The sequence below is a fragment of the Veillonella atypica genome (genome assembly GCF_041431435.1).
GTDB lineage: Bacteria > Bacillota > Negativicutes > Veillonellales > Veillonellaceae > Veillonella > Veillonella atypica.
In genome coordinates this window covers 75281-96864 of sequence record NZ_JAPVXV010000001.1, presented here as the reverse complement: position 1 = coordinate 96864, position 21584 = coordinate 75281, and the positions used below count along the sequence as shown (strand labels likewise).

General features: G+C 37.9%; 20 protein-coding genes and 1 tRNA gene. 2 read left to right on the top strand and 19 right to left on the bottom strand.

The features are described 5' to 3' along the window. Window positions 1-2 precede the first annotated feature (2 nt). The 12 genes from O3598_RS00450 to recG all read right to left on the bottom strand — a co-directional run bounded on the left by O3598_RS00450 (window position 3) and on the right by recG (window position 11030). A complete protein-coding gene (locus O3598_RS00450) occupies window positions 3-1571 on the bottom strand; it encodes an NAD(P)H-hydrate dehydratase (RefSeq protein WP_371451379.1) in 1569 nt (522 codons plus the stop codon). 3 nt (window positions 1572-1574) lie between these two features. Beyond that, the gene (gene acpS / locus O3598_RS00445) at window positions 1575-1943 is read right to left on the bottom strand and encodes a holo-ACP synthase (RefSeq protein WP_303938539.1); all 369 of its coding nucleotides are present in this window, start codon (window positions 1941-1943) and stop codon (window positions 1575-1577) included. A gap of 83 nt (window positions 1944-2026) precedes the next feature. Next, a complete protein-coding gene (locus tag O3598_RS00440) occupies window positions 2027-2791 on the bottom strand; it encodes a hypothetical protein (RefSeq protein ID WP_316593637.1) in 765 nt (254 codons plus the stop codon). Between the two features lie 91 nt (window positions 2792-2882). Next, window positions 2883-2966 (bottom strand) — tRNA-Leu (locus O3598_RS00435). A 54-nt stretch (window positions 2967-3020) separates the two neighbouring features. Beyond that, complete coding sequence (surE, locus tag O3598_RS00430; protein WP_009661258.1) at window positions 3021-3782, bottom strand: 5'/3'-nucleotidase SurE; 762 nt, start codon at window positions 3780-3782, stop codon at window positions 3021-3023. A gap of 17 nt (window positions 3783-3799) precedes the next feature. Beyond that, window positions 3800-5062, bottom strand: a complete 1263-nt coding sequence (locus O3598_RS00425; RefSeq protein WP_009661087.1) for a glycosyltransferase family 2 protein — start codon at window positions 5060-5062, stop codon at window positions 3800-3802. Between the two features lie 18 nt (window positions 5063-5080). Next, window positions 5081-5752 (bottom strand): CDP-diacylglycerol--serine O-phosphatidyltransferase, encoded by a 672-nt coding sequence (pssA, locus tag O3598_RS00420; protein ID WP_005376193.1) that lies wholly within the window; start codon window positions 5750-5752, stop codon window positions 5081-5083. Continuing rightward, a complete protein-coding gene (locus O3598_RS00415) occupies window positions 5745-6386 on the bottom strand; it encodes a phosphatidylserine decarboxylase family protein (RefSeq protein ID WP_005376228.1) in 642 nt (213 codons plus the stop codon). Before O3598_RS00415 ends, pssA begins: the two co-directional genes overlap by 8 nt. 12 nt (window positions 6387-6398) lie before the next feature. Then, the gene (locus tag O3598_RS00410; RefSeq protein WP_005376335.1) at window positions 6399-7121 is read right to left on the bottom strand and encodes a WecB/TagA/CpsF family glycosyltransferase; all 723 of its coding nucleotides are present in this window, start codon (window positions 7119-7121) and stop codon (window positions 6399-6401) included. A 12-nt stretch (window positions 7122-7133) separates the two neighbouring features. Beyond that, entirely contained in the window at window positions 7134-8591 is a 1458-nt protein-coding gene (gene guaB, locus O3598_RS00405; RefSeq protein WP_005376173.1) for an IMP dehydrogenase, read from the bottom strand. 84 nt (window positions 8592-8675) lie between these two features. Then, window positions 8676-8861, bottom strand: a complete 186-nt coding sequence (locus O3598_RS00400) for a 4-oxalocrotonate tautomerase (protein ID WP_005376374.1) — start codon at window positions 8859-8861, stop codon at window positions 8676-8678. Between the two features lie 126 nt (window positions 8862-8987). Continuing rightward, a complete protein-coding gene (gene recG / locus O3598_RS00395; RefSeq protein WP_371451376.1) occupies window positions 8988-11030 on the bottom strand; it encodes an ATP-dependent DNA helicase RecG in 2043 nt (680 codons plus the stop codon). 230 nt (window positions 11031-11260) lie between these two features. Here recG and rpmB point away from each other — a divergent pair, with 230 nt between their 5' ends. Next, the gene (gene rpmB / locus O3598_RS00390; RefSeq protein WP_005386334.1) at window positions 11261-11449 is read left to right on the top strand and encodes a 50S ribosomal protein L28; all 189 of its coding nucleotides are present in this window, start codon (window positions 11261-11263) and stop codon (window positions 11447-11449) included. Window positions 11450-11518: 69 nt separating this feature from the next. Here the strand turns inward: rpmB and O3598_RS00385 are convergent, their stop codons facing one another. From O3598_RS00385 to tyrS, 7 genes are all read right to left on the bottom strand, one after another. Continuing rightward, window positions 11519-12508, bottom strand: coding sequence for a deoxyguanosinetriphosphate triphosphohydrolase (locus O3598_RS00385; RefSeq protein ID WP_156931332.1), 990 nt, complete (start codon window positions 12506-12508; stop codon window positions 11519-11521). 66 nt (window positions 12509-12574) lie between these two features. Further along, on the bottom strand, window positions 12575-13396 hold the full coding sequence (locus tag O3598_RS00380) for a pyruvate, water dikinase regulatory protein (protein ID WP_156931333.1): 822 nt from the start codon (window positions 13394-13396) through the stop codon (window positions 12575-12577). A gap of 3 nt (window positions 13397-13399) precedes the next feature. Further along, window positions 13400-14047, bottom strand: coding sequence for a helix-turn-helix transcriptional regulator (locus O3598_RS00375; RefSeq protein WP_005379155.1), 648 nt, complete (start codon window positions 14045-14047; stop codon window positions 13400-13402). Window positions 14048-14153: 106 nt separating this feature from the next. After that, window positions 14154-16535: a phosphoenolpyruvate synthase gene (ppsA, locus tag O3598_RS00370; RefSeq protein WP_287509889.1), complete on the bottom strand. Its 2382-nt coding sequence runs from the start codon at window positions 16533-16535 to the stop codon at window positions 14154-14156. 165 nt (window positions 16536-16700) lie between these two features. Further along, window positions 16701-17294 (bottom strand): hypothetical protein, encoded by a 594-nt coding sequence (locus tag O3598_RS00365; RefSeq protein WP_227041502.1) that lies wholly within the window; start codon window positions 17292-17294, stop codon window positions 16701-16703. Window positions 17295-17316: 22 nt separating this feature from the next. Continuing rightward, a complete protein-coding gene (locus O3598_RS00360; RefSeq protein ID WP_227041501.1) occupies window positions 17317-17925 on the bottom strand; it encodes a hypothetical protein in 609 nt (202 codons plus the stop codon). Window positions 17926-18094: 169 nt separating this feature from the next. Continuing rightward, window positions 18095-19303 (bottom strand): tyrosine--tRNA ligase, encoded by a 1209-nt coding sequence (tyrS, locus tag O3598_RS00355; protein ID WP_227041500.1) that lies wholly within the window; start codon window positions 19301-19303, stop codon window positions 18095-18097. Between the two features lie 157 nt (window positions 19304-19460). Between tyrS and O3598_RS00350 the strand changes: the two genes are divergently transcribed. After that, complete coding sequence (locus O3598_RS00350) at window positions 19461-21548, top strand: transglycosylase domain-containing protein (RefSeq protein WP_005379154.1); 2088 nt, start codon at window positions 19461-19463, stop codon at window positions 21546-21548. The last annotated feature ends 36 nt before the right edge of the window (window positions 21549-21584 follow it).

Here is a 21584-nt window from a genome sequence, read left to right as displayed (position 1 = left end):
ACCTATCCTTTCAATAACTCTTGTAGTACCAAACCAACGGATTGGCTTACATCACTTGGTGTATAGCCCCAAGGTTTTTCTTCAGCCAATATATCAGCGCTTCGACTATGTACATAGACACCTAATAAGGCCGCAGACTGTAAAGAATAACCTTGTGCTACAAAGGCGGCTATAATCCCCGTTAAACTATCACCCATTCCTCCTGTTCCCATACCAGGATTGCCTATCATATTGATATATACTTCACCGGTAGGAAAGGCAACTAAACTAGGAATTCCTTTTAAAACTAGCACTACATTATGAGCTACAGCAAATTGAATCGCTAACTCTACATAATGCTTCTCTATAAAATTAATGGATGTATCAATAAGACGGCTAAACTCGCCTAAATGAGGTGTCATAATACAATTTTTAAACTGCATATTGCCTTCATAAGTAATAGTCTTATCCCCATGTGCATAAACATGTCCTATGGTGCCAAGAGCATATAATCCATCAGCATCGATAACCATATGTCCCGATTGTCGTTCTAACAAAGAATTTACCAATACTTTGGCTTCATCTGTGCGTCCTAATCCAGGGCCAACGGCAACGACATCATAGGATTGTAAATTGATGGAACCTATATTTTCTAATGGCAATACCATGACTTCTGGTATGCATTTAGACTGTACGATAGATCGCACACTATTAAGAACGGCTAATGAAACCTTACCGGCTCCACCGTGTACGGCCGCCTCTGCGCTTATGATAGGTGCTCCTACCATTGATTCAGAACCGCCCACAATTAAAGCATTACCATTAACACCCTTATGGGCCTGCGGCATTCGATCACTAAGTTCCAATGAAGCTAAACGATCATATAAAACATAATGAGATGTGTTAAACGGCGCCTCTGATTCTAATGCTAATTCCCAAGGTACCCCTAACGGTGCGATGATTACTGTGCCTGCCAAGGATTTGCCTGGATATAACAATAGCCCCTCTTTAATAGATCCAAAAGTCACTGTCGCATCATAGGATAATGTATAATCCGAAGCCTGCCCCGTAGTGGCATCAACACCAGCGGGCACATCGATAGCCCATAGAGAAAATCCATATTGGTTGCGTTCCACATCGATGTCATGTAGTACAGATATTACAGATTCTCGTAATTCACCTTGAAAACCTGTTCCCATTAAACCTTCTACGACAACATGAACACGGGACCAATCACTAAAACTTTCAAAAGGAACAATATCAATTCTCATGGCGCGCACCATGGTCAGTTGTTTATTAAATAGCTCACTACCATGTGATACATTGCCTACTAATGCAATGGTAACGGGAATTCTTTGTTCTATTAAATGACGAGCCGCTACCAGTCCATCGGCTCCATTGTTACCAACACCACACACCAATAGAACCATACCTGTAAAAGGATCCTCGTGAAAACGTTCTCCTTCTACATCTACCAACGCATCGGCTATACCTCGACCTGCATTTTCCATGAGCAACTCCAAAGGCACGTGTAGATGACGCGGTACATAGGCATCAATATGTTGTGATGCTTCTCTCGTTAAACTGTACATAAATTACCTCTTTATGATGACCGTACTCATAGCGTACGACCGACAGTGACTAATAGAAACTATAGATTCTGTATACATTCGTTCTTGCATAATTTTTTTGAAAGCCCCCGTTATGCTTAGAGATGGAGCCCCGAATTCATCATGGCACACCTCAATATCATGCCATGAGCCGTAACGCAATCCAGTCCCCAATGCTTTCAAAAAAGCCTCTTTTGCTGCGTAAATACCTGCATAGGATTGATAGATCCCTGTGCGTTTACTTTCACAATAAGCAATTTCACGTTCCGTATATACGCGCTGTCGAAAGCGCTCTGAACGGTCTATGGCTTTTTTAATTCGATCAATTTCTATTATATCTGTGCCTAATCTCATATCATAACCTCTTATATGTCGATTATCTATCTTTTTATTATACACAATTTTGTTAGATTAATCATTGATGAAAGCACAGTCTATTAATAGTTAAGCATAGTATAAATAAAAACTTTATGATTCATATTTACAGCAGCGTACATTATGTTATGACGCATATCCATATCTTCAATTTCAAGATTTTTTGGAAAAGAAGCAATCTTAGTAACGTTTCCTGTTTTATCTACAGTAATAACAGTGGATAACGTTGCAAATATAGTTTTACCATCATTAGCAAAGGCACCATTATTATTATAATCATCATAATTAGCATCTATATCTTTAGACTGAACGAGTTGAAACTGTGATGTATAGTAATTGATACGTCTCATTGTTGCATCTACAGGAACAATCGACATAAACTGATTCGTTTTTTTATCATAGGCTAAATTAAATACCCGTTCAGGAATCGTAATAGTATTGCCAATACTCATTGTATCTGCATCTATTGTAGTAATGCGATGGCCATCAATCATAGCATTCGTAGTGTATAACAAATTAGTGTCTGGATTATAGGTAAGCGTATTCATATGTGCTAATACATAAGCATCACGAAATTTATAGGTACCAACAATATCAAATGTTCTTGGATCTAGCTCATATATAACTTGTCGCGTATTTTCAGAATTAATACAAGCTAATACAAATACATCTTTTTTTGAGTTATAGCAGAATCCTTGACATTGATTAACGGAACTATCAATGGGTATCTCTTTTAACAGTTTTAAATCAACCATTGTCTTGCTAACATCTTGTTGTTGCAGTGCATATGTTATTGGTAGATAATCCATAATATGTTGTATGTCCATAGAGACCTCTATCATTTTACTTGAATCGTATAAACAAAAAACAGGTGATAAGATTACTCTTATCACCTGTTCAAGCGTTTCCGCTTGTAGTTGGTGCCGGAGGTGGGACTTGAACCCACACGGTGTTACCCGCTTGATTTTGAGTCAAGTGCGTCTGCCATTCCGCCACTCCGGCGTCTCGGAACATTTGTAATTATATAGGAATAACAAATGTCTGTCAACAAATTTTTTATATTTTTTCTAAAATATTTGTGAGTGTATGCATCGCCACATCATCTTGCTGTTTCCAGGTCAAAGTAACACCTGTAATATAACCTTTTCGAGCGTATTCAACATCCGTTGGTACGTCTTCCTTTCCACAATCCAAGTCTCCAGCCAACCAATAATAATCTTGACCTCGTGAATTAATTCTAGCATCAATTATATTACTATAGGTTTGAAGCCCTTGGCTCACCAATTTAAAATGATCCCAATCACAAATGCCGCGCAATGGGAAATTAACATTTAATAGGCCTTCAAAATTACCATTTACATAAATTTTCTCAATTAATTCATGAATAAATGGATGCATTTCATGACCACGCTCAATCGAATATCGCTCTACAGATAAAGCAAGGCCAGGGATTCCATAAAAAGCACTTTCCATGGCTGCAGATACGGTTCCTGAATACAATACATCAGAACCTAAATTAAAGCCATGATTAATACCTGAAATAACAAGATCAGGCATGTCATCGGCTAATAAATAACTGAGTCCAAATTTCATACAATCAGATGGAGTTCCTGTAAGTGCATAAAGGCGAGGATTTTCATCCTCGCCATTGTACGCATCTAATTTTAAAGGAATCTCAGTCGTCAATGCATGGGATTTAGCACTTTGTTCAGTAGCTGGTGCTACAACGGTAACACGATAATATTGACTTAAATACGTCGCTAATTGGCGTAAGCCATCAGCTAAAATGCCATCATCGTTACACATTAAGATATGCATAGTCACTCCTATAGATTCTATTTTTTATTCTTATTCATATCTCCCATACGAGTTAATTTAACATCCCCCAAGCCAACAGCTCTTGTATGCACCGTATGAGACCATTCCTTATTATGACGACGGAACCATCCTAAAATATTTACTGGAACCCATGAATATACAAAAATTGGATATAACAAGTAGTAAAACCAAATTTTAGGTGGTACCTTAATTTTCAACAATACAATTAATGGGAATAGATATTGCCCAATACCAATAATTTGCCATACGGACATAGGCATAATTTGGTACAAAATATTGGTGTAAATTGGCACATATGCATTGATATAAGAAAATACCAAATATACGGTCGTCAACAATAAGAAATAAGGCTGACTCACTTGCAAAATACCATCTAAAATGACAATATTACCTTGCTTAATACCCGCTGCAAATAATTTAGGAATATAACGATCTGCACAATCAAATTGACCTTGTGCCCAACGCAAACGTTGTTTACAAGAAGCCATCATAGTTGTTACTTTTTCATCATACACGATAGCATCATGAGCCCATGTCGTCTTAATACCATGTGTTAATAACTTCATAGAGAACTCCATGTCCTCCGTTAAGCTTGTACAATCCCATCCGTATTCTTTAATAATAGATGTACGAATACACATACCCGTACCGCCAAGTGCCGTTGATAAACCAATACGATATTTGGCTAAATGCCACATATGGTTAACCATCCAGAACATGATTGAAAAAGTGCCCGCAACCCATGAATCTGTAGGGTTTTTGGAGTTAAGATACCCTTGAATAACAGATTCACCTTTTTCGAGGTGATCATTCATTTCTAACATAAATTGAGGGTGTACCAAGTTGTCAGCATCAAAGATGAGGAATGCATCATATTTCCTATCCATTTTATCCACGCGGTCAAACATCCACCCCATGGCATACCCTTTACCAACCTCTTCTTTGTTGAAACGTTCGTGAACATTAGCTCCTGCGGCACTGGCCACTTCAGCCGTTTTATCAGTACAGTTATCCGCTACAACAAAAATATCATACAAATCGTCTGGGTAATCTAAACCTTTTAAGTTTTTTACGAGCTCTCCTACTACAGCCTCTTCATTATGAGCACACACAACAATGGCGAATGAATTTTTTGGCGTATAGTTTTTATGAACTCGAGACCGCCACATACCTATAACGGCAAGTACGAAATAATAAACCGTATAAATTACGATTATTACCTGCATAGGGATCAATATCAGATCCAGTAGGTAATCCATAAGACAAACCTCCACAGTCTATTTGCGCACTATATTCAACGCCGTATTAAACAGACCAAACAACACATAACCAGTAAAAATCATAACAGCCCATGTATGCCAATCATATACCAATGCAGCAATGATGATGAGAGCAACCAATGCGATAGCAATTTTGCTAATGCGAACTGCACTGTGACCTTTAAAGTCAGGATATTTTACTTCACTAACCATTAAGATACCAACAAGAATCATGGACACAAACAAAACTAGCTGTGGGACTTGCACACCACATAAAATATAGGTAGCCGCTAAACAACCTGCTGCTGGAATAGGAAGACCTTCAAAATAGCCGTGAACTTCATCAGTTTTAATATTAAAACGAGCTAAACGAAAAGCGCCTAAAACAGCAAAGGCTAATAACGGAATATAACCGAGCCAGCCTAGTCCTTGCAAATCATTAACATACAGCATATAAGCAGGGGCAACGCCAAATCCGACTACATCGGATAAGGAATCTAATTCACGCCCCATAGGACCTGCTACGCCTAATGCACGTGCCACACGCCCATCTAAACCATCTGCAATCAGTGATAGTATCACACAAATAGCCGCCCCAAAGGTATTGCCCGTAGCAGACAATGTAATGCCGATAACACCAAATGCTAAATTAGAACTAGTAAATAAATTTGGAATAACTGATTTATTCATGACGAAGCCTCCCGATAATCGTATCCCCACCAGTAATATGCTGACCTTTTTCAATGCAAATCTCTACATTTTTATCCATGTAAATTTCAGTACATGAACCAAACTTAATCATACCATATAACTGGCCACGTTTTAATACACTATCAAGATCTGTCCAAGAAACAATACGACGAGCTAATAAACCTGCAATTTGTGTGACGAGTACTTCTGTTTTATCGTTTTCTATACAAATTGTATGACGTTCATTTTCAAACCCCACATCTTCTTTGAAAGCAGGTAAAAAACTTCCCATCGTATAATGACGATATGTAATTTTGCCTTCAATAGGAGCTCGATTGGCATGCACATCAAAAACAGATAAAAAGATTGTTACCTTTTTACATTCTCGATGTAAATACAAATCTTCATATACATCTTCAATTTCCATTACCTTGCCATCAGCTGGAGATAAAATAGCATCTGGGTCAGTAGGAATGTTGCGTTTTGGATTTCTAAAAAAGTTCACAAAAAATAATGCCAAAATAAATGTAATGATTGCGATACTATAATATCCAAAATACACCGCTATAATCGTAATGAAGAGCATCACTCCGATTAAAGGAAATCCTTCTTTTATTATTGGTCCTGTAGGCACAACTAAACTCCCCTATTTATTCTTAATAACAGTCCACATAAACTTTGGTATAGCCAACATTCGGCCTATACGTTTAGGTTCCAGATATAATCTATATAACCATTCTAAACGATTACGTTGCATCCAATGAGGTGCGCGTGGAATATTTCCAGCCAATACATCAAAAGACCCTCCTATACCAATGGCTACAACGCCTTGTAAAGAGGATAGTTTTTCTGAAATCCATTGTTCCTGTTTTGGCACACCTAATGCAACAAATACGAGCTTAGCACCCGAAGTTTTAATATCGTTAATAATACGTTGTTCCTCTGCTTCATCAAAGAACCCATCATGGATGCCAGCTATATTAATAGTACCATACATTGCTTGTAAATTAGAAACTGCTTGTTGTGCTACACCAGGCGCAGCACCTAAACAATATATGGGGATTTGATTGCTTACAGCTTGTTTAAACAATTCTTTGGTAATATCAACACCAGTAACGCGTTCAGGCACTCTTTCACCCATGCGTTCCGCTGCCCATAATATACCAGCTCCATCAGGAACAACTAGACTAGCGGAATTCAAGATCCCGTGTAACACGGGATCCTGATTGGCTAGCATAACCATTTCAGCATTGGCAGTTGCTACAAGATGTAGCCCTGATTGCTTCGTCATCTCTATAATTTTTGAAACTGCTTCGTCCATAGTGATGCAATCAATAGGGACGGATAATACCGAAATACGTTTACTCAAAATAATACTCCATTATAAACCACTATAGTTCGGTGCTTCTACGGTGATACTTACATCATGTGGATGACTTTCTTTCAAGCCTGCTGCCGTAATTTGAATAAATTGAGTGTTTTCAATCATTTCTTTAATATTATGGCAACCACAGTATCCCATACTTGCACGTAAACCACCAACCATTTGGAAAATAGTATCTGCCAACATACCTTTATAAGGTACACGACCTTCGATACCTTCAGGAACTAATTTTTTAGCTTCTGATTGGAAATAACGATCTTTACTACCAAGCTTCATAGCCCCTAAGCTACCCATACCACGGTATACTTTATAGGAACGGCCTTGGTAAATAACAGTTTCTCCTGGGCTTTCATCAGTACCAGCAAGAATATTACCCATCATAACAACATTGGCACCAGCTGCAATCGCTTTCGCAATGTCGCCAGAATATTTAATACCACCATCAGCGATTATTGGAATACCATAACGTCTTGCTACTTGAGCGGACTCATAGACAGCAGTGATTTGAGGTACACCAATACCAGCAATGACACGTGTTGTACAAATAGAGCCAGGTCCAATACCAATTTTAACAGCATCTGCACCAGCTTCAATAAGAGCCTCTGTACCAGCTGCCGTTGCCACATTACCAGCAATAACTGGAATATGTGGATATGCTTGTTTAATTTCTTTTAATGTACGCAATACACCTGCAGAATGACCATGAGCAGTATCGACGATGATAACATCGGCTTTAGCTGCTACGAGAGCATCTAGACGATCATACATATCTTTAGAAACACCAACAGCAGCACCAACTAATAGACGGCCGCTAGCATCCTTTGCAGAATTAGGATATTTTGTAGCTTTTTCAATATCTTTAATGGTGATTAAGCCCTTTAAATTACCATCTTTATCAACTAATGGTAATTTTTCAATACGATGTTTGCTCAAAATGGATTTAGCCATTTCCAAAGAAGTACCTTCAGGAGCGGTAACTAAACCTTCACTGGTCATACATTCGCCAATTTGACGGGATAAATCAGTTTCAAATCGCATATCGCGATTTGTAATGATCCCTACTAGTTTACCATGTTCTGTAATAGGTACACCAGAGATTTTATATTTACGCATCAATTCTTCTGCATCAGAGAGAAGGTTCTGAGGGCTTAGGAAAATCGGATCAACGATAACACCATGCTCAGAACGTTTAACTGTATCAACTTCATGAGCTTGTTCCTCGATGGACATATTTTTATGAATAACACCCATACCGCCTTCACGAGCCATGGCAATGGCCATACGGGACTCAGTAACAGTATCCATACCAGAACTAATCATTGGGATATTTAGTGAAATATCACGTGTTAATTGTGTCTTTAAATCTACTTGATATGGTAATACATCAGATGCTGCCGGTACTAACAATACATCATCAAAAGTCAATCCACGCATACCGAATTTATCGTCTCTCATTTGTTTTTCCTTTCTCGTATAATAAAAAACAAAACTACGACCCATTCTAGCCCAGTGGGCTAGAACGGATAATCGTAGCTTTCATTAGCGTTCAGACCGCAAAATGCCGCCTTCCATAAACTCATCTTTTTTCATATCAACAAAAATAACCTTAACTGCTTCTGCAGGAACCTTTACGATGTCTACAGTAGCCTTAGTGATAGCTTCACCTAATTGTTTCTTTTGTTCTTTTGTACGACCTTCAACGAGTTCAACATGAATTAATGGCATATGGCACCTCCATAGATACAAAAATATTGTTTTTTATATTATACGAGAATAGGCCGTTATATACAAGGGGAAAACCTAGATAAAACCTAGTATTATCGCACCTTATAAAATTATTAGTCCTACCTCTTAATTATACAATATTCTAAGAAATTTTTCACCAAATCTTTTTGATAATTCTTCTTTCATTTGAATTTCTAGTTGATCGATGCCAAATTCTCGGATATATGACAGTACATCATTACGTGCCGTAACTAGTATATCTATATCTTTTATGATATTAGCGACCCGTAAATCAGGTAATCCTGATTGCGCAAGTCCAAACAATTGGCCAGATCCACGCAGTAATAAATCTTGTTCTGCTAATTCAAATCCATCTTGCGTGGATTCCATCAACCGCAACCGTTCTTGACTGACATCCCCCTTGGAATCGCTAACTAATATACAATACGCCTGAATGTCACCACGTCCAACGCGACCTCGTAATTGGTGTAATTGGGATAATCCAAAACGCTCAGCCCCTTCTATGCACATAATCGTCGCATTAGGAACATTGACGCCAACCTCGATAACGGTTGTAGACACGAGCAATTGAATACGGCCATCATGAAAGGCTTGCATCACCTCGTCCTTTTCTTTTGGATTCATACGCCCGTGAACAAGGCCCACTTCAAAACTTTTATAAAAATAGTCTTTCAATTCCAAAAAGAGTTCTTCTGCTGCTTGCAAATCAAGTTTTTCAGATTCCTCTACAAGAGGGCAAACCACATATACTTGATGACCTGCCGCCATTTCCTTACCAAAGAACACGCGCAATCGTTCTTTATATGAGCTATCTACTACATAGGTCTTAACAGGTTTACGACCTGGAGGCATTTCCTTAATAAGGGATACCGCTAAGTCACCATATACGGATAGGGTCATCGTTCTTGGAATCGGTGTGGCTGTCATAATCAAAACATGAGGATATACGCCCTTATGTTGTAATGCGGCACGCTGATTAACACCAAAACGATGTTGCTCGTCGATAATAACCAATCCTAAGTTCTTAAATTGAACCTTGTCCTGAATGAGCGCATGGGTACCGATAATCAATTGTATGGTTCCATTGGCTAACTCCTCATAGATTCTATCCTTTTCTTTTTTAGGTGTGGATCCTGTAAGCAATGCAATGTTAATAGGTAAATTGTTACAAAATTCAGTTATGCCTTCAAAATGTTGAGTCGCTAAGATTTCTGTAGGTGCCATGATAACAGCTTGATATCCATTTTCTACGGCTTTCACAAGGCTCAATGTTGCTACAACAGTTTTGCCAGAGCCCACATCACCTTGTAATAATCGTTGCATGGGCCGTTCATCTTGCATGTCCTGTGAAATTTCTGTTACCGCCCGTTCTTGATCACCCGTCAGCTGAAAGGGTAAATTCGCCCTACATTGTTCCATCAATGTACCATCGGGCTCCATCTTAGGCCCTACATGACATTGCTCTTTATTTCTAAGCAGAGCCAAGCCAGACTGCATGATAAATAATTCTTCATAAGCTAATTGATACCGTGCTTTTTCATAACTTTCACTACTCGAAGGAAAATGCATCTCCTTAAATGCATCATATCGATTCATACTTGCATGATGATCCAAGATTTCAGGCGGTAAAATTTCATCCATTGTATGATGCGCTTCGAACCAATTTCGAATAGACCCGCGCACAACATATTGGGAAACGCCATCCACTAAGGGATAAATCGGGACAATCCCCGTATCTGGCACAGCATCTGGCCCAAGATTTTCAATTTGCGGAGAATTCATCTGCATAGAACCATATTGAAATTCGGCTTTACCGTACGCATAGAGGCGTTGTCCTTTTTTGTAAAAGTTCTTTTTATATCCTTGATTGAATAATACAATCTTCATCGGACCAGTGCCATCTGTAATGGTAATATCTAAAATAGATAAGCGAGGCCGTGGACGTTTTTCCATAATGGATACGACAGTACCTACCACCCCTGCGGTCATACCAGTTTCCAATTCTTTGATGGAATAAATTTTACGTCTATCTTCATAGGAGCGTGGAAAATAAGCCAATAAATTGGATACAGTATCAATGCCTAATTTATGAAGTTGTTTTTCTCGACCTGGTCCAATTCCCTTAATAGAGGTCAGTGCTTCGTTCATTATAATGCCTCACATATAACATAATTAATGAATATAGTGAAAATATATCCATTTTTATATTTCTCTTGCCATATCTCATAGATTTCGACTACAATATTAGCTATAGTATACCAAATATTGTAGTATATTTCATAAAATATCAATGCATGTAGTAAAAACACTTGCTTAAACCTTGGCTTTATGATAATATACTTTTGTTATGTTATAGATTAAGCTTGGAGGTGGAAACTATGGCAAACCTTTGCGAAGTATGTGGCAAATCCACATCTAGCGGTATGAACGTGAGTCACTCTCACATTCGCACAAGAAAAACTTGGAAACCGAACATTCAAAGAGTACGGGCGGTTGTAGACGGTGCTACAAAAAAAGTAAATGTATGCACTCGCTGCCTTCGTTCTAATAAAATTACACGCGCGTAAAATAAATAGTACATGTACTCTTAAACAAAAAGACCGTTACCATTTGGTAACGGTCTTTTTGTTGCCCTATTACAAAGTAATATTTGGAATAAAGTAATCTTTAAATAGCTTTATAGCATATTGATCTGTTAATCCTGCTACATAGTCAACAATATCAACAGTGGAATACACACCTTTTCGTTCTACATAGGTTTCTATATCACCTGGATGCTCCATAAAGTGTGTAAATAAATTTTTTACTACATGAGCCGCCTTATTTCGATCAGGAATTAATGCAGGTGCTAAATAGACGTTTTTAAACATAAACTGTCTAAAAACATTCATCGTGCTTTCAATATCAGCAGACATCTGAATTGCCGGTTTATCAAGAGATTGTTCAACCATATCTTTCACCATAGCCGTAATCATACTAGACGGAGTATCGCCAAAGTAGAATCGCACTTCTTCTGGTAAATCGTCAGCTTCTAGCATGCCAGCCCGTTGTGCATCATCATAATCATGACACAAGTACGCAATACGGTCCACAATACGTATAATCTGCCCTTCTAATGTAGATGGTATGGTTGGTCCTGTATGGCCTAAAATCCCATCTCGCACTTCTTTTGTCAGATTAAGACCTTGTCGGTTTCCATGTTTCTCCAAAACTTCGACCATGCGCAAACTTTGTTCATTATGGTTGAAATGTCCCACCATATCGCGCAATGCATATTCTCCAACATGGCCAAATGGCGTGTGCCCCACATCATGCCCCATTGCAATGGCTTCCACTAAATCTTCATTGAGTCGAAGAGCACGCGCAACAGTACGTCCGATTTGCCCTACTTCAAGGGTATGCGTCATTCTTGTTCTATAATGGTCACCCGGTGCAATATATACTTGTGTTTTATGTTTTAAACGACGAAAACATTTACTGTGTATAATTCTATCCCGATCTCGTTGAAATGCGGTACGTAGTGGATCTGGTTCTTCATCAATATCGCGCAACGCCATACTACTTCTTGCCGCATAAGGAGATAAGATCATATCCTCACGTTCTTCTATACGTTCTCTAATATTCATAGTACCTCTTTAATACAAATGCTAACAACATATATTTAACAATAGGGAGGCTCGCGCCTCCCCTATTTATTTTCCGGCAGCCATACGATTTTTATCTACTAATTGCATAACAAGAGATGCTGTCTCTTCAATGGATTTGTTGGAAACATCAAGTACTTGGCAATGTAGACGGCGCATAATGGCTTTTGCATATTCTAATTCAGAATTAATGCGCTCAATAGAGGCATAATTAGCCTCATCTTCTAAGCCAATAGCACGCAAACGTTCACTGCGGATATTATTCAATTTATATGGATCAATAATTAATCCCACAATTTTTTTAGGTGGAATCTTAAATAATTCCTCTGGCAATGGTACCTCTGGAACTAGTGGTAAGTTAGCTGCCTTAATTTTTTTATACGCTAAAAACATAGATAACGGCGTTTTACTTGTACGAGATACACCGATAATCACAACATCAGCCTTTTCGAAGCCTGATGGATTTTTACCATCATCGTATTTAACGGCAAACTCGATAGCCTCTACCTTCTTAAAATATTCTTGGTCTAGCTTATGCACCATGCCAGCCGTCATGCGTGGCTTCGTAGATGCTACTGTACCTACGGCATCCAATACAGGGCCCATAATATCAACAGCAGGAATATTATTTTCTGCCGCTTTTTCATGTAAATAATTGCGCAATTCTAAAGATACAATGGTATGACAAATTACGTGATTGCCATTTTTAGCATCTCGTATAATTTCATCAATTTGAGCCTTATCTTCGATATATGGTATGCGAACAATTTCAATTTGTTCCTTGTCGTACTGACTTGCTGTTGCTCTCGCAACGGCCTCTGCAGTTTCGCCTAAGGAGTCAGATATCGCATAAATAATTTTTTCTGCCATTCTTTATACCTCTTGAGTACTACATTCTAAAAACGCTTTAGTAACGGTTGTTTTAGATACACGTCCTACGACCTTTAATCGTTTCTTAGGACTATCTTGTGATTCATCGTCTTCCCTAACTATAACAGGTAAACAATCAACTTCATAGTCAATCATTTTTTGCGCCGCCACAGCCAACGAATCCGATGGTTCTACGGTGATAACTTTGCTAACGGGTGTCATAATCATTGAGATAGGCATTGTATGTGCATCGGTTTGACCTATGGAGGCACGCAATAAATCTTTGCGTGATACAACACCTTGTAAATAGGAACCTTCGCAAACCAAAATCGTTCCCACATCCTCTGTAAAAATGGTTACGATTGTATCATATAGATTAGTCTCTGGCGATACGATAACGGCTTGTGAAAGCACATCATGTACGCTATAAGACCTTAAAATTTCAGCAGTTTGGTCCTTAGGCGACAAGCCAACATAGTAATATCCTACATTAGGCCTTGCTTCGAGAACGCCAATCATGGTAAGCACAGCTAAATCCGAACGCAATGCAGATCGTGTCACATCCAAATGTTCCGCTATAGCACTTCCCGTAACAGGTCCTTTTTCACGTACAATATGGGCTATTGCTTCTTGTCGTTTTGAAAGTTTCACACCCGTCCCTCCTTTCGCATATAAATATTATATCCTATGTATCATTTTAGAAAAAGAGGAGGCGCTCTCGCCTCCTCTTTACATCATCAAATAAAGTATATCTTTATTACCATTCAAGGTCTTCTACATCTTGACGACCACGACCTGTAAGTGCATCCATCATCATGCGTTGCTCGATTTGAGCCACCATTTTCTTAGTATTTTTAACCGCATCTGGGTTAACAGAGATGGAATCAATACCACTCTTAACTAAGAATTCACAAAGTTCAGGGTAAACACTTGGTGCTTGGCCACAGATGGATACAGTTTTACCATCTTTATGAGCCACTTCGATAAGATGACGAATAGCTCTACGAACGGCTAAATTACGTTCATCATAAATGTGTTGGACTGTTTCATTATCGCGGTCACAACCTAGAACAAGCATTGTCAAATCGTTAGAACCAATGGAGTAACCATCTACGTATTTGTTGAATTGGTCAGCTAGGATAATATTTGCTGGAATTTCAGCCATGAGCCAGATTTTGAAATCTTTACCGCGTACAAGTCCTTCTTGAGCCATCAAGTTGGTTACGAGTTCAGCTTCTTCAACAGTACGGCAGAATGGAATCATAACTTGTAAGTTTTTGAAACCAAATTCATTACGCACTTTTTTGATTGCTTCTAATTCTAATTTGAAAGCAGGTGTGTATTTAGGATCATAGTAACGAGAAGCACCGCGCCAGCCAAGTAATGCACTGGATTCATGTGGTTCAAATTTGTCGCCGCCTTTAAGGTCGCGGTATTCACTAGATTTAAAATCGCTTAAACGAACTACTACTTGACGAGGTGCTAACGCTTGACACACTTTACGCATACCTTCAGCCAATGTATTAACAGCTACATCACTGCGACCTGTTTCGATAAGGTGCAATGGATGTTCATGGATGAATGTAGTCCAAATGAACTCTTCACGCATCAAACCGATACCATCACAAGGCAATACACCGTATTTTTCAGCCAAATCTGGATCGCCTAAGTTCATGTAAATCTTAGTACCAGTTACAGGAATATATTCACTTGCTACCACAGCTTGTTCTTGTGGTGCAGCTGGTTTAACAACATCTTCTAACACACCATCGTAAACAATACCATTAGTTGCATCAACAGTAATCATTTGGCCTTCTTTAATAGAAGTTGTAGCTTCATGGCTACGGCTCTTAGTACCAACGATACAAGGAATACCAAGTTCACGGCTAACGATGGACGCATGGCAAGTCATACCACCAGCATCTGTAACGATAGCTTTGGCTTTTTTCATAGCTGGAACCCAGTCAGGTGCAGTCATAGCTGTAACAAGGATTTCGCCTTCTTTGAATTCATCAATATCTTCAGGATTGATGATAACATGTGCTTTACCAGCAGCTTTACCTGGAGATGCTGGTAAACCTTTAACTACGATTTCACGATCTGTAGTAGTAGCTGCGCTTGTTTCTGCAGTTTGTTCAGATTTATCTTTTCTGGACCATACTGTTTCTGGGCGAGCTTGAAGAATCCAGATTTTACCATTTCTTTCATCTACGCCCCATTCCATATCCATGTAGCAGCCATAATGTTTTTCAATAGCTTTGGCGTATTCAGCTAATTCCAATACTTGTTCATCGGAAATAACTTGTTTATTAGCTTCATCAGCAGGTACGATTTCTTCTATGCAATCGCCATCAGCTTTACGTACAAGGCGAATATTTTTATCATTAATCATGCGATCAGTGATAACCATTTTTTGTTTATCTACACGGAAGTTATCTGGTGTAACTGTACCTTGTACTACATATTCACCAAGACCCCAAGAACCTTCGATTAGGATGTTGTTATCATTACCTGTTACAAGGTCAACCGTAAACATAACGCCAGCAGCTTTGGAGAATACCATCATTTGAACAGCTGCGCTCAACGCTACTGTCATATGGTCAAAGCCTTGTTTTACACGGTAATATGTTGCACGATCTGTAAATGTAGATGCATAACATTCTTTTACTTTTTCAATGATTGTATCTGCACCACGAACATTTAAATATGTATCTTGTTGACCAGCAAAACTAGCATCTGGTAAGTCTTCTGCAGTTGCACTAGAACGAACAGCTACGAACGGATCTTTTTCGCCTACCTTTTCACCTAGTTCTTCATACGATTTGCGAATAGCTTCAGCCAATGCAGCAGGCATTTCTTCTTGACAAATCATGCGGCGAATTTTTGTACAAACTTCGCGAAGTAATGCAGAGTTTTCTACATCATCTAAATCATCTAACTCTTGACGAATACGATCTTCAAGGCCAGTTTCTTTCATAAACTCACGATACCCATATGCAGTTGTTGCAAAACCATAAGGTACAGGTACATTTGTAGAGGAAGTTAATTCACCTAAGGATGAGGATTTACCACCTACTAAATTTACATCTTCACGTTTTAATTCATCAAACCATAATACATAAGCTGTTTCGCGATTCATGTGAGAACCTCCTGTTTGTAATTAGTGCAACACATTAAACCTTTTACATATAAATAGTATACCTTAATCAAAATTATGTCAATTTTTATAGGCATATTTTCAAATATATACTACAAAAACAAAAAGATGACCATTTAAATTATAAACGGCCATCTCTAAAAACTACTATATGGATATAGTTATTTGCGTTGCATAAAATACATAACAAATTAACGCAGTGCAAACGATTAATAAATACTTATTAATATTTGTTAAGCGATACAATATCATTAAGTATAATATCCAAGAATAGAAAATTAAAATATTGCCAAATAGACCGGCAATATTCCACATTATAAAACTCCAATTATTATCTAAGTAATTCAAACTCAAAAAATAAGACTGAAGATAAAATTTTATACTAGCAAATAAAAAGCAAAGCCCCATTGAATATATTGTCATTACTATAAAACTTTTTAATGAGGTTGAATGCCACCATTTTAATAATAACCATAACAAGGATGCTAATATTATAGTTTTAAACATTATGTAAATATAGTCTACAATAAAAACTATTATGTAATTAACATAAACTAGCTTATGATCAAGAATTGGTAAAATATGAAGAACATCAATACCGGCATTCCCCATAATGATTCGCAAGATAACCCAAGCCAGAGTATATAAACATATTGCACCTTTAAATGTAATACCTTGAATTATATCTAGTATCGTCTCTTTATTAGGATGTACTAATAATCTTATTGAATCTCGAAACATTAAATTCCTCTTTATTTAATAGTCAACTGAAAAAAGCTTCCAAAGGCTTGAAAACGATTGATATACCTACCAACAATAACGATAAGAATATCGCTATGCCCCATTTGTTTAAATTAGTTAATCTGTATAAGAGTACAGTAAATAGAAAGTATACATAAATTTCAAATAGCCCTACTAAAAAATGAACAAAATCATATATAGTTTTTCCCCAAAAAGGACTATCAATTGAAAGCTTCTTAACCAGATTAAAAACTAAAATATTAGGAATAGTAACAAAAAAATTTAATGCAGATATTACTAGGGTTACCATGAAAACTTTTAAAAAGTCTACTTTAACCCAAATTCGCATAACAATCCAACATATAAATGCAATCAAAATAGAAAGAAATAATCGATAAGAAAAATCAATTAAATAGGGTGATAAATTAAAGCCAACAAATGTATCAAGATATAAAATATGAATACTTTGCCAAGCTTTAACATGAATTCCATTTATTAAATATAATCCACGCACTGTAATCCAAGCGATACAAAACAACATTAGTGCTGATTTTATAGTTTCATTTTTTATTAAATATGTGGCACCAGAAGATATCGGTTTAAATAGCAATAATTGTAATGATTTCTTCATTTATTATCTTTCTCCAAGGCTATACTCCACTTAATACTAGACATTTTTAAATTATAAGCTTTTTAAGGGTAAAAATATTAAAATAGTCTTCTATCAAAATAATAGGGAGCTAATTATATCAGCTCCCTATTATTTCTATATTAATATTATTTACTCAAAAAATTATCAACTAATTAAATTTAATTTTGATAAATTTACGCTTACCTACTTGAACGATCATGCCGTCTTCAAGAACTAGGTTTTCTTCGCCGTATTTTTCACCATTGACTTTGAATGCACCAGCTTTAATGGAGCGGCGTGCTTCACCATTAGAAGCAGTCAAACCAGCATCCGTACAGAATTGTGGTACGAAAATTGCTTCGCTAGGTTTATCCATAGCATATTCAGGAATATCGGTTGGCAATGCATGTTGTTGGAATACGCGTTTAAATTCATCTTCCGCTTCTTGCGCTGCTTGTTCCCCATGATATAAACGAACGATAGTTTTTGCCAATTGCATTTTTGCATCACGTGGGTGCAATGTGCCATTTTCCAAACGTTCTTCCATGTCGTCTTGATTTTCGATAGACATATCCGTAACGAGCATGAAATAACGCATCATCAATTCATCAGGAATAGACATGGCTTTACCATACATATCTTTTGGTGCTTCATCGATACCGATGTAATTTCCCAAGGATTTACTCATCTTTTGAACGCCGTCAAGGCCTTCGAGCAATGGCATAGTAATAACTACTTGAGGTTCTTGTCCTGCCAAATCTTGCAAGTGACGACCCATAAGTAAGTTGAAAGTTTGATCTGTACCACCAAATTCAACATCTGCATGCAATGCTACAGAATCTTGACCTTGCATCAATGGATACATAAATTCATGTACACCAATAGGACGACCTTCTTTGTAACGTTTATCAAAGTCATCGCGCTCCATCATACGTGCTACTGTATACGAACTTGCCAAACGAAGTACATCAGCGAAGTTCATGGATTCAAGCCATTCACTATTATCGCGTACAATTGTTTTTTCAGGGTCTAATACCTTAAAGATTTGTGTCTTATAGGTTTCCGCATTTTTTAATACTTCTTCCTTAGTAAGTGGTGGGCGTGTTACGCTTTTACCAGTAGGGTCACCAATACGAGCTGTAAAACCGCCGATTACAATAACCACTTGATGGCCAAATTCTTGAAACAAACGAAGCTTACGAAGTGGTACGGTATGACCTAAATGAATGTCAGGAGCCGTAGGATCGAGGCCCAATTTTACGATCAATGGTTTATTCTCTTTAATGGAACGTTCTATTTTTTTGACTAAGTCTTCTTCATTAATTATTCCAGATACGCCATGTGTAATTTGGCGCACTTGTTCTTGTGCTGTAATCATGGAAATCCTCCTACATAAAATCTGTTCTTTATAGTATACCATTATAAATAGGCTTTCACAATTATATATAGTGTTTGTTTTATGTCTTTTATGGTATACTATTTATAACTGCGTAATATATTTTACGTTATATTTACTTTAAAAAAGAGGTGACTCTATGGGTAATAACTCAAATATAAGAGCTCGTCGTAAGCCAGCTCCTAACCCGAGCAATCCAAAGGCATCAACTAAAAAGACGATTTGGATGATTGTATTATTACTTGTTCTTATTGTAGCCGGTGGCGGTTGTGGTTTTATAAGCGCTACCATGTCTAATCTTCCAGATGTATCTAACGTACGACCATCTGCATCGTCTCAGATTTATGACGTACATGGCAATTTAATTACTACGGTTCACTCCACAGAGAATCGTTTGCCAGTCCCAATTAATGAAGTACCAAAAGAATTACAAGATGCTTTTGTAGCTACTGAAGACTCCCGTTTTTATAGCCATCACGGTATCGACCCTATCGGTATTTTACGTGCTATTTGGGTTAATGTTGTACATAGTGGTGTATCCGAAGGTGGTTCTACAATCACACAACAATTGGCTCGTAATGCATTTCTTTCCCAAGACAGAACTCTTAAACGTAAGATTTCCGAAGCTTTATTAGCACTTAAAATCGAACAGCACTATACCAAACAAGAAATTCTTGAAATGTATATGAACCAAATTTATTTTGGTCAAGGTGCTTATGGTGTTCAATCAGCAGCTCATGTTTACTTTGGTAAAGATGTACGCGATTTAACATTAGCTCAATGTGCTATGCTTGCTGGGTTACCTCAAAGTCCGAACTACTACTCCCCATTCAACAACTTAGAAGCCGGTAAAAAACGCCAGGCTGTTGTATTGGGCCAAATGGTTAAGTATGGTTATCTCACACAAGATAAAGCCGATGCAGCTCGCGAAGCAGATTTAGGTTTAGTTGCTAAGCAAGAGCAAACTCACGAAAACAACAATGCATCTTATTTTATCAATTACGTAATTGCTCAAATTTCTGAAAAATATGGTGATGATGCAATCTATAAAGATGGTCTAAAAATTTATACCACTCTCGATATGGATGCTCAAAATGCTGCAGTTGCAGCAATGCAAAATCTACCAACTATGTATACTGACCAAAATGGTCTACACCAACCACAAGGTGCTATTGTAGCAATGAATCCACATAACGGTTATATTGTTGCCATGGTCGGTGGTCGTGGAGATGATGCCTTTAACCGTGCATCACAAGCGGAACGTCAACCAGGCTCTGCTATGAAACCATTTGTTTACTTAGCTGCTATTCAATCTGGTAAAACTCCAGGTTCCATTGTTGATGACAGCCCTGTTGATTTTAATGGATGGCGTCCTCAAAACTATGAACGAAACTATGAAGGCAATATTACTTACCGTTATGCATTACAACATTCTCGTAACGTACCAGCTGTAAAAATTGCTGATGAAGTGGGCATGTCTAAGATTATCGACTTAGCTAAAAAGATGGGTATTACTACCTTAACTGATGAAGATAACAACTTATCAACAGCACTCGGTGGTTTAACTCATGGTGTTTCACCATTAGAAATGGCAGAAGCCTATGGCGTACTGGCTAATGGTGGCGTCAAGGTTCAACCTACAGCAATCATAAAAATTGTGGATCGAAACGGACAAGTGGTGGAAGAAAATTCCATCCAAGAAAAACGCGTCGTTGAAGAAAAAGATGCGGCTATTATTACAGATATGTTAGAGTCTGTTATCACTGGTGGTACTGGTGGCAATGCTGCTATCGGTAGACCTGCAGCTGGTAAAACAGGTACAACAGATGATGAAAAAGATGCTTGGTTCGTTGGATATACACCTGATTTAGTTGCTGCGGTTTGGATAGGCGATGACTACGGATCTGAAACATTAGGTATTACCGGTGGTTCAACGCCGGCAGTAATGTGGAGACAATTTATGTCGGCCGCATTAGCTAATACCCCTGCTTCTGACTTTAATGTACCTGCTAGTGCTCAAGCGGCTGTCAGCGAGGGCCATTATAATCCAGTAAAAGAAGCTCCGAAAAAGGACGACAAAGACAAAAAAGATGACAAAGATAAAAAGGATGGTAAGGATAAGAATGATGCAATCTCAAAAGATGATGACTCATCATCCAAGGTAGAATCTACAGATTCCAAACCAAGTCAATCGAAGTCTAAAAAAGAGAAGAAAAAAGATCGCTAACCACTAGCGAAGCAACATACTAAGAGGCAAAACCAC

What these genes read in the sequence shown, in the direction of transcription:
- O3598_RS00450 (WP_371451379.1), bottom strand. Translation starts at nt 1,571, where the DNA reads ATGTACAGTTTAACGAGAGAAGCATCACAACATATTGATGCCTATGTA.
- acpS (WP_303938539.1), bottom strand. Translation starts at nt 1,943, where the DNA reads ATGAGATTAGGCACAGATATAATAGAAATTGATCGAATTAAAAAAGCC.
- O3598_RS00440 (WP_316593637.1), bottom strand. Translation starts at nt 2,791, where the DNA reads ATGGACATACAACATATTATGGATTATCTACCAATAACATATGCACTG.
- surE (WP_009661258.1), bottom strand. Translation starts at nt 3,782, where the DNA reads ATGCATATCTTAATGTGTAACGATGATGGCATTTTAGCTGATGGCTTA.
- O3598_RS00425 (WP_009661087.1), bottom strand. Translation starts at nt 5,062, where the DNA reads ATGGATTACCTACTGGATCTGATATTGATCCCTATGCAGGTAATAATC.
- pssA (WP_005376193.1), bottom strand. Translation starts at nt 5,752, where the DNA reads ATGAATAAATCAGTTATTCCAAATTTATTTACTAGTTCTAATTTAGCA.
- guaB (WP_005376173.1), bottom strand. Translation starts at nt 8,591, where the DNA reads ATGAGAGACGATAAATTCGGTATGCGTGGATTGACTTTTGATGATGTA.
- O3598_RS00400 (WP_005376374.1), bottom strand. Translation starts at nt 8,861, where the DNA reads ATGCCATTAATTCATGTTGAACTCGTTGAAGGTCGTACAAAAGAACAA.
- recG (WP_371451376.1), bottom strand. Translation starts at nt 11,030, where the DNA reads ATGAACGAAGCACTGACCTCTATTAAGGGAATTGGACCAGGTCGAGAA.
- rpmB (WP_005386334.1), top strand. Translation starts at nt 11,261, where the DNA reads ATGGCAAACCTTTGCGAAGTATGTGGCAAATCCACATCTAGCGGTATG.
- O3598_RS00385 (WP_156931332.1), bottom strand. Translation starts at nt 12,508, where the DNA reads ATGAATATTAGAGAACGTATAGAAGAACGTGAGGATATGATCTTATCT.
- O3598_RS00380 (WP_156931333.1), bottom strand. Translation starts at nt 13,396, where the DNA reads ATGGCAGAAAAAATTATTTATGCGATATCTGACTCCTTAGGCGAAACT.
- ppsA (WP_287509889.1), bottom strand. Translation starts at nt 16,535, where the DNA reads ATGAATCGCGAAACAGCTTATGTATTATGGTTTGATGAATTAAAACGT.
- O3598_RS00365 (WP_227041502.1), bottom strand. Translation starts at nt 17,294, where the DNA reads ATGTTTCGAGATTCAATAAGATTATTAGTACATCCTAATAAAGAGACG.
- O3598_RS00360 (WP_227041501.1), bottom strand. Translation starts at nt 17,925, where the DNA reads ATGAAGAAATCATTACAATTATTGCTATTTAAACCGATATCTTCTGGT.
- tyrS (WP_227041500.1), bottom strand. Translation starts at nt 19,303, where the DNA reads ATGATTACAGCACAAGAACAAGTGCGCCAAATTACACATGGCGTATCT.
- O3598_RS00350 (WP_005379154.1), top strand. Translation starts at nt 19,461, where the DNA reads ATGGGTAATAACTCAAATATAAGAGCTCGTCGTAAGCCAGCTCCTAAC.